This window comes from Maribellus maritimus (genome assembly GCF_022267315.1).
GTDB classification, from domain to species: Bacteria; Bacteroidota; Bacteroidia; order Bacteroidales; family Prolixibacteraceae; genus Draconibacterium; species Draconibacterium maritimum.
On the sequence record NZ_JAIKLE010000006.1, the window covers coordinates 1 to 12955 of the forward strand.

Annotated in this window: 13 protein-coding genes; 7 read left to right on the plus strand and 6 right to left on the minus strand. The window is 38.3% G+C overall.

All coding sequences use genetic code 11. From position 1 onward, the window contains the following. Window positions 1-103: 103 nt before the first annotated feature. From K5G00_RS07120 to K5G00_RS07130, 3 genes are all read right to left on the minus strand, one after another. Window positions 104-1009 carry a glycyl-radical enzyme activating protein gene (locus tag K5G00_RS07120; RefSeq protein ID WP_238765446.1) on the minus strand — a complete coding sequence of 302 codons (906 nt, stop codon included), beginning with the start codon at window positions 1007-1009 and terminating at the stop codon, window positions 104-106. Between the two features lie 178 nt (window positions 1010-1187). Further along, complete coding sequence (gene hypD, locus K5G00_RS07125; RefSeq protein ID WP_238765447.1) at window positions 1188-3644, minus strand: trans-4-hydroxy-L-proline dehydratase; 2457 nt, start codon at window positions 3642-3644, stop codon at window positions 1188-1190. 226 nt (window positions 3645-3870) lie between these two features. Further along, complete coding sequence (locus K5G00_RS07130; RefSeq protein WP_238765448.1) at window positions 3871-5244, minus strand: transglutaminase-like domain-containing protein; 1374 nt, start codon at window positions 5242-5244, stop codon at window positions 3871-3873. 186 nt (window positions 5245-5430) lie between these two features. Here K5G00_RS07130 and K5G00_RS07135 point away from each other — a divergent pair, with 186 nt between their 5' ends. The 7 genes from K5G00_RS07135 to K5G00_RS07165 all read left to right on the plus strand — a co-directional run bounded on the left by K5G00_RS07135 (window position 5431) and on the right by K5G00_RS07165 (window position 11215). After that, window positions 5431-6732, plus strand: coding sequence for a pyridoxal phosphate-dependent aminotransferase (locus K5G00_RS07135; protein WP_238765449.1), 1302 nt, complete (start codon window positions 5431-5433; stop codon window positions 6730-6732). A 43-nt stretch (window positions 6733-6775) separates the two neighbouring features. Further along, window positions 6776-7183 carry a DoxX family protein gene (locus tag K5G00_RS07140; RefSeq protein ID WP_238765450.1) on the plus strand — a complete coding sequence of 136 codons (408 nt, stop codon included), beginning with the start codon at window positions 6776-6778 and terminating at the stop codon, window positions 7181-7183. Between the two features lie 263 nt (window positions 7184-7446). After that, on the plus strand, window positions 7447-7884 hold the full coding sequence (locus K5G00_RS07145; RefSeq protein WP_238765451.1) for a thioredoxin family protein: 438 nt from the start codon (window positions 7447-7449) through the stop codon (window positions 7882-7884). Between the two features lie 6 nt (window positions 7885-7890). After that, window positions 7891-8874: an FAD:protein FMN transferase gene (locus tag K5G00_RS07150; RefSeq protein ID WP_238765452.1), complete on the plus strand. Its 984-nt coding sequence runs from the start codon at window positions 7891-7893 to the stop codon at window positions 8872-8874. Then, window positions 8871-9080, plus strand: a complete 210-nt coding sequence (locus K5G00_RS07155; protein WP_238765453.1) for a DUF4266 domain-containing protein — start codon at window positions 8871-8873, stop codon at window positions 9078-9080. The genes K5G00_RS07150 and K5G00_RS07155 overlap by 4 nt, the downstream gene beginning before the upstream one ends. Window positions 9081-9089: 9 nt before the next feature. Continuing rightward, window positions 9090-10565 carry a DUF3570 domain-containing protein gene (locus K5G00_RS07160; RefSeq protein WP_238765454.1) on the plus strand — a complete coding sequence of 492 codons (1476 nt, stop codon included), beginning with the start codon at window positions 9090-9092 and terminating at the stop codon, window positions 10563-10565. Between the two features lie 41 nt (window positions 10566-10606). Next, on the plus strand, window positions 10607-11215 hold the full coding sequence (locus K5G00_RS07165) for a methyltransferase family protein (RefSeq protein ID WP_238765455.1): 609 nt from the start codon (window positions 10607-10609) through the stop codon (window positions 11213-11215). On the opposite strand, the gene K5G00_RS07170 is transcribed toward K5G00_RS07165, so the two are convergent. Genes K5G00_RS07170 through K5G00_RS07180 form a run of 3 tightly spaced genes read right to left on the minus strand, consistent with a single transcriptional unit; the run spans window position 11205 to window position 12938 of the window. Continuing rightward, window positions 11205-11804 (minus strand): hypothetical protein, encoded by a 600-nt coding sequence (locus K5G00_RS07170; RefSeq protein ID WP_238765456.1) that lies wholly within the window; start codon window positions 11802-11804, stop codon window positions 11205-11207. The genes K5G00_RS07165 and K5G00_RS07170 overlap by 11 nt on opposite strands. Then, window positions 11779-12405 (minus strand): outer membrane beta-barrel protein, encoded by a 627-nt coding sequence (locus tag K5G00_RS07175; RefSeq protein ID WP_238765457.1) that lies wholly within the window; start codon window positions 12403-12405, stop codon window positions 11779-11781. The genes K5G00_RS07170 and K5G00_RS07175 overlap by 26 nt, the downstream gene beginning before the upstream one ends. An 8-nt stretch (window positions 12406-12413) precedes the next feature. Continuing rightward, window positions 12414-12938 carry a hypothetical protein gene (locus K5G00_RS07180; protein ID WP_238765458.1) on the minus strand — a complete coding sequence of 175 codons (525 nt, stop codon included), beginning with the start codon at window positions 12936-12938 and terminating at the stop codon, window positions 12414-12416. Window positions 12939-12955: the final 17 nt, after the last annotated feature.

Consider the following 12955-nt stretch of genomic DNA (forward strand, 5'->3'; position numbering starts at 1 on the left):
CTGTCCAAAAAGGATTTTGTATTCGGGTAGGTATCTGAGAAATTTTTCAAATACTCAACTCTTCAAATACATAATCAGACTTTTGGGACAGCCTCTTTTATTTTTAACCCCCAACTTCAACTTCCAAACTGAAAGAATTAAATATCTCAATTGCTTTTTGAATTTCCTGCTCTGAAGGTTCATCCATTTCACCGGCATTGTAATCCAGTTCCAGCTTTTGGTATTTTCCGGTAGCAATATTGTGGTACGGTAAAAGGTTAATCATTGGCTTATCACCCGGTAATTCTGAAATAAACTCAGCCATTTTTTTTATCTCGTTTTCATCGGTATTTACATTTTTTATAAATGGAATACGAATGTTAATGTTTGCACCTGTTTCAGCCAACAACTTCAGGTTTTTAAGAATAAGTTGATTGTCAACGCCGGTCCATTTTTTATGTTGAACAGGATCCATTAATTTCAAATCGAAAAGAAAAAGGTCGGTGCGTTGGGCAGCTTCAAGCAGTGTTTCTGTTTTAGTAAAACCACAGGTATCCACCGCACGGTGCAGCCCCTTTTCACCACACGCATCCAGCATTTTTATCAGAAATTCCGGGTGCATCGTTGGTTCGCCACCAGAAAAAGTAACACCACCACCCGACTGGTCGATGTGAACCCGCTCTTTTTCAATAATTTTTAGAAGCTCGTTTGTTTCATATATTTTTCCCGACATTTCGATGGCTTTTGTTGGGCAGGCATCGGCGCATAATCCGCAAAGTGTACATTTTTCCCCGTTGGTTATAATACCTTCCGGGGTTAATGTCAGCGCATTCTCCGGGCAAACTTCAATACAATCCTGTGCGCCAATACATTTCGAAGCCGTGTATAGCTTCTGTACTTTTGGCGATTGGCTTTCCGGATTGTGGCACCAGGCACAACGCAGCGGACAGCCTTTCATAAAAATAGTAATCCGGATACCAGGGCCGTCGTTTATAGAGTAGCGACGTACATCAAATATTAATGGAATCATTTTTTGTGATGATATTTTAGTAGTGAACAATAAGAATGGAAGCATCAAAATGCAAATTCCAAAAAACAATTAAATCCCAACAGTCAAAATCCAATGTCAAAGCCATTCAGTTAAGTTTTGAGTTTTTTGGCTTTTGGAATTTTTCTCATTAACCACTACGCTGTGCTAATTATCCAATTTAAAATCCTTCATTTTCTGTCCGGTCGATGATTTCCTGTTGAAGATCAGCATTCATATCGTTAAAATAATCGCTGTAACCAGCCATTCGAACCATCAAATCTTTATAATCTTCCGGGCATGCTTGTGCTGCAAGCAGTGTTGCTGTATCCACAATGTTGAACTGAATGTGGTGACCCCCCAAAGTAAAATAGCTTCGGATGAGGTGCCCCAGTTTTTCCACATCTTTTTCACGTTTTAATAAACTTGGAACAAAACGCAGGTTCAGCAAGGTTCCACCCGATTTTACCTGGTCGAGTTTTCCCAGCGAACGGATAACATTTGTAGGTCCATGGGTATCGCAACCATGTGATGGCGAGGTTCCGTCGGAAATTGATTTTCCGGAAAAACGTCCGTTGGGAGTAGCACCTAAAACTTTTCCAAAATATACATGGCAAGTGGTCGAAAGCATGTTTAAATGATACTGCCCACCTTTTACGTTGGGTTTTCCGTCGATGGCAGCCAATAAATCGTCGTAGACACGTAAGGCAATAGAATCGGCAATTTCGTCATCGTTACCAAAAAATGGCGTACGGTTTATGATACGTTGCCGCAGCGCTTCTTCTCCGTCGTAATTTTTTGAAATGGCATTCAGCAGGATTTCCATGCTAAATGTCTTGTCCTCAAAAACATGTTTTTTCAGAACTGAAAGACTGTCGGTAATCGTACCTAAGCCGGTACATTGAATATAGCTTGTGTTGTAGCGTGGTCCTCCGTTGTAGTAATCTTTTCCTTTTGAAATACAATCTTCGATAACTACTGAAAGAAAGGGTGCCGGTGCATATTTCGCAAACATCTGGTCGATGTAGTTGCTAACTCTTACTTTTTGGTCGACCACAAAATTTAATTGTTTCAAAAACGCATCATATAATTCTTCATAGTTTTTAAATTCACGGGGATCTCCGGTTTGAATCCCTGCCACCTTCCCGGTAAGCGGATCGATCCCGTTATTCAGCGTAATTTCCAGTACTTTAGGAACATTTAAATAACCGGTCAGCAAATAGGCTTCTTTTCCAAAAGCGCCTACTTCGATACAACCGCTACACCCTCCTTCGCGGGCATCCTGTAATGATTTTCCCTGGCGCATCAGTTCCTGGATATAAATATCCGGGTTAAAAACGGAAGGATAACCGTGTCCCTGTCGGATCACTTTGCAAGCAGCATTCAGAAAATGATCGGGTGTTTTGGCACTGATATGCACCGAGTTTCCGGGCTGAAGAATATGCAAATCTTCTATGATTTCAAGCATGATGTAGGAAACTTCACTTACTCCATTTGACCCGTCGGCTTTTACTCCACCTATATTGATGTTGGTAAAATCGTTAAATGTTCCGCTTTCGCGGGCGGTAATTCCCACTTTTGGCGGGGCAGGATGGTTGTTCACCTTTATCCAGAAACAACTGATGAGTTCTTTGGCTTCATCTCGGGTAAGTGTTCCTTCGGCAACTTCTTTTTCATAAAAAGGTTGCAGGTGCTGATCAAAATGTCCCGGGTTCATCGCGTCCCAGCCATTCAATTCGGTTACGGTTCCCAAATGTACAAACCAGTACATTTGAATGGCTTCCCAAACATTTCGCGGGGCATGTGCCGGTACCCTACGACATACTTCAGCTATCTTTTTTAATTCCTCAATACGTTTAGGATTGGTTTCTTTTTCCACCATTTCCTCTGCCAAAGCAGCATGGCGTTCAGCAAAAACAATGGCTGCATCGCACGAAATATCCATCGCTTTTAGTTCTTCCAGCTTGTCGGTGGCTTCCGGGTCGTTCATAAAATCGAGCCGCTGAATATGTTCGTTGATTTCTTTTTTGAAATCGAGCATTCCTTTCCGGTATATTTTCCCGTCGAGCGCAGTGTGTCCGGGAGCACGTTGTTCCATAAATTCCGTGAAAACTCCCGCTTCATAGGCAGCCTGCCATTCTTTTGGTACATGGCTAAAAATTCGTTCGCGCATGGTGCGCCCTTTCCAGTAAGGAATAACTTCATGTTCGTAGGTGTCAATATCTTCCTGTGAAATGGTATAACGCTGCTGATCGCGGGTATTCAAAACATGAAAATCATCCACGCTGTGGCAGGTGAGTTCCGGGAAGGTGGGAACCGATTTTGGCGATGGGCCGCGTTCTGCAACAATCAGTTCATCAGCGCCGATATAAATGGTTTTTTGTTTGCAAATTTCCAGAAAATTCAGGGCACGCATCACCGGTGCCGAATATTTTCCTTCGTTTTCTTTATAAAATTTGGTGGTAATTAAGGCTCTTTCAATGGAAAGTGATTCCTGTGTTTCTACGCTTTGTTTGCGTAAACGACGGATTCTTTCGTTCATTCCCGGTTCGGTTTTTTTATCCGGATTATAAAAATTCCCTTCTGCACCAGCCAGGCGTTCCGGGGTTTTTGTGGTTTTTATTTTTGTGAAAGTCATTTTCGTAATATATGATTTGAAAATAAATATGCCATTAAAGCATACGAAAGAAATGAAAAATGGATAAAGGATTTGTTTGGGAAAAAAGACTAAGCATAAAACATCCGGCAGCTGTAAAGACAGCGGTAAGCTCCTGGTAAATTCGATTTATGCGGTTTTAAAACCATTGATTTCTTTTTGAAATAACACCGTAAAAATAAATAAAATTTTGATATCTGATTTCTTGTCAAAAATTGTTATTGTGCTCATCTACAACCTTCGGAACAGAAAATGTATCAAGAATTGCGTTTGCCATTTTTTCTGAGATTATTTTGGCTCCTGGATAAAAAATTACTGTGGTAGTGTCATTTATTCCCGTTCGGTTAAAAACTTTAAACAAAGATGTGTAGCGGTAATTCGAATATTTTATACCGGAATACGTTAGGTATAAATTGATTTCTTTGGTTTCATAAGGAGCAAAATTTAACAAATACTTTTCTTTTTCAATATTTATTTCCACGTCGGAAGCGTAGTTTAAATAGAACATTTCTGATGTAAAAAAAGGAGTATTGTTTTTTATCAATATTTTAACGGGATAGGAAGAATATATTCCTACTTTTTCAGTAAAAGGAAAAATTTGAATGGTAAAATTTTGTGTTGAAACATTTTGTTGAGCTGTTATCTGAGCCGATACAACGGGTAATTCTTCACTTTCTATTTCTACATCGCCAAAAAAAGGAAGAAATTCCCACGTAGTTGAAAACATTTCTGAAACGGTATGGTGTTGTGCCAATTTAATGTGGCTTTGGTCAATATATCCGAATTGCCTGAAAGTGGCATCAAAAGGAACCCATCCTGTATTTTCAAAAAATACTTCAACCCAGGCATGATAATTAAAGCCGAACTCACCCTTGGCAATGCCCGAAACCAGACGGGAAGGAATATAAACCGATCGCAGCATGGAAAGATAGAGAACGGATATTTCATCGCAATCACCAAATTTTGTATTAAAAACCGTGGACGCTGATTCAATTGTTTCAAAACCTGTTCTCAAATAATCTATATTTTCATAAATCCAGTACCCAATATTAAAAACAGCATTGTATAATTCTGTTTCATGTCTGACAAGTTCCAAGGCTGTTTTTTCAATTGTTTTTTTTTGATTGATAATATCGTCAAATCTCAGGAAGTTTTTTAAACTGTCAGGAATATCTATTACCGGAAAAGGAGTGCTTTTAACAGGATACAGATAGTTGTTCGTTTTAATTCTGGCGTCGTACGAAACCGAGTAATTACTGTGTAATTTTTTCCAGGTATACTGTCCTTTTAAAATATCGGTAAAATCTGCTTCGGGGTGTGAATGGTAATGAATTGAAATTACTTTTTGTCTTTCGTCACTTTTGGGAACAAACAGATATTTAACTCGTAAACTTTTAAGGTTTCCTTTTTTCAACGTATTGATCTCTGTACTCATAAGCATATCAATGGAGAGGTTGTTTTGAGAAGTTTCGAATGGATTTTGAGAGGATGCAAATATTGAGAAAAGAGTAAAAAGAAAAAGCAAATTCATTTTTCCAAAAGAGACTGCCGGTGTATAGGTTTGATAAATTTGGTAGCTCATAGTTTTATTAGTAATGCAAAGTAGGATACAAAAAACTTGCCGAATATTCTAATATTCAATGTTTTCAGAAACAATTATACCAAAAAATATTTTATGGTTAATTTTTTGAAAAAATACAAAATAGAATGGGATAAAAGTAATAGGTTGCTTAATTTGTATTTGTGCAGAAACTAATATTTCAAAATTATGGGAGAAATTCGTAAAAGCAACCACTTTGTTAACCTGAATTTGAATGTTCGCGGATTAAGCCAATCGGCAACACTGGTTATTAATGAACGCAGTAACGAGTTGATTCAACAGGGAAAAAAAGTTTATAAGCTTGGATTAGGTCAATCTCCTTTTCCGGTGCCAAAAATTGTTCAGGAAGCTTTACAACGAAATGCATATCAAAAGGATTACCTGCCTGTAAAAGGTTTGATGAAACTGCGCGAAGCCATAGCGGCTTTTAATTACCGGCACGAAGGCACACTCTGTTCGCCGGAGGACATTATGATTGGTCCGGGTTCAAAAGAACTGATTTTTATTTTGCAACTGGTGTATTACGGCGAGTTAATAATTCCTACACCGAGTTGGGTTTCCTATTCTCCACAGGCCAGAATAGCGGGGCGCCATGTTACATGGGTTCCCACATCGGAAGTAAGTAACTGGCGGCTGAGTCCCGAAAAACTGGATTTGATTTGCCGTTCTGATCCCGACCGCCCGAGAGTTGTTATTCTGAATTATCCTTCCAATCCAACGGGTTCAACTTATCCGGAAGAACGGTTAAAAAAATTGGCTGAAGTGGCACGGAAATACAACCTGATTTTGATATCCGATGAAATTTATGGTTTGCTCGATCATGAAGGGAACCATATTTCCATATCTCGATACTATCCTGAAGGGACAATTATTAGCAGCGGATTAAGCAAATGGGCCGGTGCAGGTGGTTGGCGGTTGGGAACTTTTACCTTTCCTGAAAATTTACGCTGGCTGCAAAATGCTATGGCTATTGTAGCTTCAGAAACATTTACATCAACAAGTGCACCAATTCAGTATGCGGCGATTACGGCGTTTGAGGAGCATAAAGAGATTGATGAGTATTTGGTTTATTCGCGGAAAATTTTGAAAGCACTTGGAAATTATATGACCGATCGTTTACGGGCGATCAATATTACATTACCTTCTCCAAAAGGCGGATTTTATTTATTTCCGAATTTTAACTTTTATCGTGAAAAACTGGCTTCAAAAGGCATTTTAACTTCGTTTGAATTATGTGAGGCGGTGCTCAAAGATACCGGAGTTGCATTTTTACCCGGAATGGATTTTGGCCGCCAACCAGAAGAATTAACCTGTCGGATGGCTTACGTTGATTTTGATGGCGAAATGGTTTTGGATAAAGCAATGAACGATTTTAAGGATAAACCAATTGATAATGAATTTTTAAAAAGCTATTGCCCAAAAATGATAAAATCAATCGATCTTTTGGAAGAGTGGCTTGAGAACCTTTAGCAGCTTTTTATGTTTTTATTTTTAAATACAAAAAACAAATAAAATGAGTTCACGACAGGGATACAGCACCGGACTGCTGATTTTGAGACTAACAATGGGGATATTAATGATTTTGCATGGATATGGCAAAGTTGTTAATGGCGTGGAAGGAATATCAAACAGTTTAATTGAAAAAGGCTTGCCTGGTTTTATTGCTTATGGGGTTTATGTAGGAGAGGTGATAGCACCTTTGTTAATGATTGTGGGATATCGAACGCGACTTGCAGCGATGGTATTCTCATTTAATATGCTTGTTGCGGCTTTACTTGCCCATCCAAACGATATTTTTGCACTTACCGAAAGAGGAACCTGGGCCATTGAAACACTCGGACTTTTCTTTTTAGGTGGCCTAACATTGGTATTTACAGGTGGTGGTAAATTTGCCGTTTCAACCAGAAGTTGGTGGGATTGATTACTCAAACTGTAATTTCAGAAACGAGCGGGTTCTTAAATTTTTGAAAATTTGTCTGTCTGCAGCTCCAAGGGTTGGGTAACGTTGACAATATTATTTCTTCTTGTATATTTTGTTAATTTAGTTTAAAATAAAAGAAAAAATCATCTTTTTACCCAATTGTGAATAACAAAATAACAATTGATTCGTTTTTTAGCTGATTCAACTACAACAAATGACCACTTTTTATAATTGAACTGAAGTTTAATTTAAATAGAAACAGTGTGAAAAAGTTAATTTTGATTGCTTCTGCAATTTTTGTTGTAAGCACTATCCATGCCCAGAAATGGGAAACCAATTTTGAAACAGCAAAAAAGCGAGCTTCTGAAGAGGGGAAAAATATTTTGCTTGTTTTTTCTGGCTCCGACTGGTGTATTCCGTGTATGAAACTGGAAAAAGAAATTTGGGAGTCAAAGGATTTTATAAAAGATTCAGAAGAGCATTTTGTTTTGCTTCGGGCCGATTTTCCAAAACGGAAAGCCAACAAGCTTTCGAAAGAACAGCAGGAGCAGAATAATCGTTTAGCGGAGACCTACAACAAAAAAGGTCTTTTCCCCATGGTTGAAGTTCTTGATAAAAATGGGAATGTGCTCGGAACAACAGGCTATAAAAATGTTAGCCCGAAGGATTACATTGTAATGTTACATTCATTTGAAAAGTAATTGGTTGTGAAACCTTTCTTTTATTTGGTGTTTTTCCTTTTTCCGGTTCTTCTTTCGTCTCAGGAAAAATATACCAGGGTTTTGAAATTAATGGGAAGCCGTTTTGATATTACGGTGGTAGCTGATAGTGAAACCAAAGGAAATAAATATATTGATTTGGCAGTTGCTGAAATAAGCCGGATTGAGAAGATGATTTCCTCGTGGGATACTCTTTCTGAGACAGCAAAAATTGTAGAGAATGCTGGTATTCAGCCTGTAACGGTAGATAAGGAATTATGTGATTTAATTGGCCGCGCCATCAAAATTTCGGAACTTACCAGCGGAGCTTTCGATATTAGTTATGCTTCAATGGACCGGATTTGGAAATTTGACGGTTCGATGAAGGAACGACCAACTAAAGAAGAAGTAGCTGCTTCTGTTTCAAAAGTCGGTTACAAAAATATTATCCTTGACCCGAAAAATCAAACGGTGTTTCTGAAAAACAAAGGAATGCGAATCGGTTTTGGGGCACTTGGCAAAGGTTATGCAGCCGATAAAGCCAAACAACTTTTAATTTCAAAAGGCGTGAAAGCAGGAATCATCAATGCTTCAGGCGACTTAACTACCTGGGGAATACAACCCGACAAAACTCCCTGGATGGTGGGAATAACCAACCCGTTGAATAAAAACAAGGTATTTTCCTGGTTTCCTCTTGATAACAGTTCTGTGGTTACTTCGGGGAATTACGAGAAATATGTCGAATTCAACGGGATAAAATATACTCATATCATCGACCCGAGAACAGGATGGCCGGTAAGTGGGCTCACCAGCGTTAGTATTTTTGCTCCAAAAGCCGAACTGGCAGATGCTTTGGCCACCTCTGTTTTTGTAATGGGAAAAGAAACAGGCCTGGATTTTATTAATCAATTGCCGGGTGTAGAATGCGTCATTGTCGATGATCAGGGAAAAATCTATAATTCAGAAAACATAAAATTAAATTCAACAAAATGAAAAAAATTGTTCCAATCCTTTTTACTCTTTTTTTACTGACATCCTGTGCAACAGTAAAAGAGTATGAAAAGGTTTATGTTAATGATGCCGATATGAAATTGGCCGCAAATTCAAACGAACGTTTTGAAACAAATTTTCAGGTTTACCGCGAAGGAGCTGCCGGTGCGAACGGTGGAAAAACCGGCGGCGGCTGTGGTTGTAATTAGTATTTTGTTATGAAAAAAATATTATTCACGGTCCTTTTTGTTTTTGGAGGTTTTGTGCTGTGTTTGGCGCAAAATCAGGATTCGACAAAAGTGTACAAGAAAAAAGTACTCGAAAACGCAGAGGTTGATTTTTTAATGAGTCTTTATCAGCAAGATGGAGAGCATTCTGCAGTTGGCGGGGGAGTGGGAACTGAAAAACTGACCGACGGAACACCTACAATTGTAATCAGTCTGCCTTTGAATGATGATGACGTGTTAACCATTGATGCAGGAATTTCGGCTTACACTTCTGCTTCTTCGAGTAACATAAATCCGTTCAACAGCAGCGGGGCATCACGTGGTGGGGAAGATGATGATGATGACGAGCACGAAGAAGAAGAAGATAATGATGATTTTCAACCCGGTACTTCCGGTACTCCTACCGGGACGCCCTGGCTTGCTTCATCAGGAGCCTCACGAAGCGATGAACTGATTTCTTTACATATTGATTACAGCCACAGTTCCGATTCGAGGAATTTTATCTGGGGTTCCAATGTTTCTTTTTCAAATGAATACGATTACACCTCGGTTGGTTTTGGTGGCAACATAACGGGTTTATTTAATGAAAAAAATACCGAACTGGGCTTAAAAGGAACAGTGTATCTTGACCAATGGAAACCTATTTACCCCACCGAACTTCATGAATATGCTATTTATGGCAATAACTTTTTAAATCAGGGATATTTTTCGGGTGTCGATGTAATTAGTCAGAACGGAACGATCTCTGCAAATTATCATCCCGATGATTTTACTGCATTTACAAATAAGGAACGCAATTCATATTCTGTGTCATTTTTTCTGTCTCAAATTTTGAGTAAACGCTTGCAGGCCGCTTTATTTTTCGATCTGGTAAAACAGGAGGGTTTGCTTTCCACACCTTATCACCGGATTTATTTTGCCGATAAAGCGAATTACTATATTGGTGAAGCTAATTATATTCCGGTTTATACAACACCACAAAACCGCGGTGTTTACCAACTGGCAGATGATATTGAGCGTCTGCCGTCAACTCGATTTAAAATTCCAATTGGGGCGAGGGTGAATTATTACATCAACGAAACATTTGTGTTGAGAACATATTACCGGTATTATACCGACGACTGGGGATTAGAAGCTCATACTGCAAACATTGATTTGCCTGTCCGGTTTGGGCCAAAATTTTCAATTACGCCATCGTACAGGTTTTACACACAAAACGCGGTGAAGTATTATTCGCCCTACGAAACGCATTTGTCAACTGAACAATATTATACTTCCGATCCTGACCTGGCGAAATTTAACAGTAATCAGTATAGTGTTGCCCTGAATTACAATGATATTTTTAACGATTTTAAAATTAGCAGGCTGGGTTTAAAAAATGCAAATATAAAATATAGTCATTATGAGCGAAGCGATGGGTTAAGAGCAAATATTGTTTCGGTAGGATTTAAGTTCATTTTTAAATAAACCTCATTAACTTAGCCGAAAATCAATGATTATCGGCCAAAATGATTTTTTTCGACAGTCTACCATTTGTCAGTTTTTGGGTTCTTGCCGGAATGTTAGCGGGACGAATTCTGATGCTGAAAAAGCAGGGAGTTCAGGTAAGCTCAAAAGATGGGAAAAAGAACAAAACAGCAATGTTCCTTTTCCCTGTTTTTGTTATCATTTTTTTGCTCTGGTTTGTTGAAATCATAAAACCAGCATTTCAACTCTCCTTTTCTATTCTTCCCGAAATACTAACCAACGATATTTTTGAAAATATTTTTCTGAAAATTTCAGGTAGTGTGATAATTATTTTTTCTCTGATTCTTTTGGCAGTAACACTCATTCATTTTAATACCTCGTTGCGTTTTGGTTTAGATAAAAATAACCACGGGAAACTGGTTACAAAAGGCGTATTTTCTATTTCCCGTAACCCGTTTTTTCTTTCACTTGATATTTATTTTATTGGAATTACGTTGATTTTTCCAACAATGTTTTTCGTTGGATTTGCCCTGCTTGTTTTGGTTGGCATTCATTCTTTCATTCTGCGTGAAGAAAAATTTATGCTAGAAGTGTACAAGGAAGAATATGAAAAGTATATAAAAAAAGTAAGCAGATATTTCAATTTTTAAAAAAATGATAATCTTTTTTCAACCGGTAATCAAATCTTCCATATGAGATTTTAGTGCTATTCCCGACAGAATCGGTTGCGGTAAAACCAAAAGTTCCCGAAAAAATTGCCATAGTAAGGGAATCGTTTATTTGTATGTTTTTAATGTACAATTGGCCAATTCCTTTATATTTATACGAATCCGGATCACATTCTTCAATATAATAACCCGTATTCTCAGCGCCATCAAGTTCTGTTTTTACCCCCTTTAACAGCGGTAAGTCTTCAAAATCGGTTATACCAAGATTCTTTAAATGAAATTCGAGCCATGCACTTTTATTCCCGGTGTCTCCTGAAAAACGGATAACGACACTATCCTCTTCCGGCCATACATAAAAAGAAGGCGTGTTTATATAACCATAAAGCCCCCACGTTTGAACCGACTCCCAAATTTTGTCGTTTACAAAAGCTCCGGCTACATTATTCCCGCTTTCTGTATATTTAGGAAGACGAGGATCGACAGGATCGGGAACAAATACGCCGTCGCATGCAATGATGGTAACAGCAATCCAGCCAATTAAAATACTATTTATGTAAAATGATTTTCTCATTTAACAATTTGAATTTAATTCCCAACGAAAAGCAAACATTGTGTAAATCCTTCATTTTCCCGTGAAAGTTTCCCATCTCATCAATTAAAACATAATTCAGCATGGGACTTAACCCGTAGGTTACGCGCGAATAAATGCTGAATCTTCGGTTGTCGAAGGCACTAATTCCTGCTACCAAACCAGAGTCAAAATGATTATAGGTTTTCATGCCTTGTTTTATGTTGGTCGATAATAATGTACTTAATTCAACTCCTCCCTGCAACGACAGAAACGGAACAGGTGAATAATTCACCAAAATAGGGAATGCCAGGTAATTAAAACGAAAAAAATAATCGTTACTGAAATTCTGCTGATAGCCTTTTTGTGTAAAAATAAACTCGTTAATAAGCGATAATTTGCTAAAATTCTTTACAGGAAAGTACTGAATGCCAAACCCGAAATGATAAGCTTCGATTGAATTTTGGTTTCCAAGCAAAACATCACTTTTTACATTACAAAAATTAGCACCTGCCTGAATGGCTACCTGGGCGTTCGATTTTGTTGCCGCCAAGGTAAATAGGCCATATACAAACAATACTTTTAGAAAAGAGCGAATATTCATACCTTATTTTACAACTGTTCGATACCCGAAATATTGATTCCAGTAAAACAATCGTCCGCGCAGTTATTTTCAACATAACCACAAGTTGATATCATGCCATCATTATCGGTCTCAAAAAATGCTTTTACATCATCTTTTTTAGTAAGCCATTCTGTGCGGGCTTTTTCGTAAATCTCATCCAGGGTTATCGTTTCAGCCGCTGGTGTATCGGTGTGGGAATTTATTTTATCTCCGCTTTCTGCCCATTCCAGGTCTTCCTCCGGAATCTCCGCCAGCAACTCTTCACTTGCTGTCATTTTAAAAGAACGTGCGGTTACTTCCCCTTCGGTAACAGTAACGGTCGTTTCCCATGAAGCGCCAACCCAGGTGCTACCAATTACTGTATAGCGGTAGGAATTACCCGTGACTTTTTTAAAATTCAGCCACTCTTTATAACTCTTATCAAATGCGTTTTCAAAGTAAAGTTCGTCTTCTTGACAGGAAAATAGTACAATGCTCAGTAATACTGTAAAAAAATAAAATTGAATTTTCATAGCTGTATTTTAAAGTT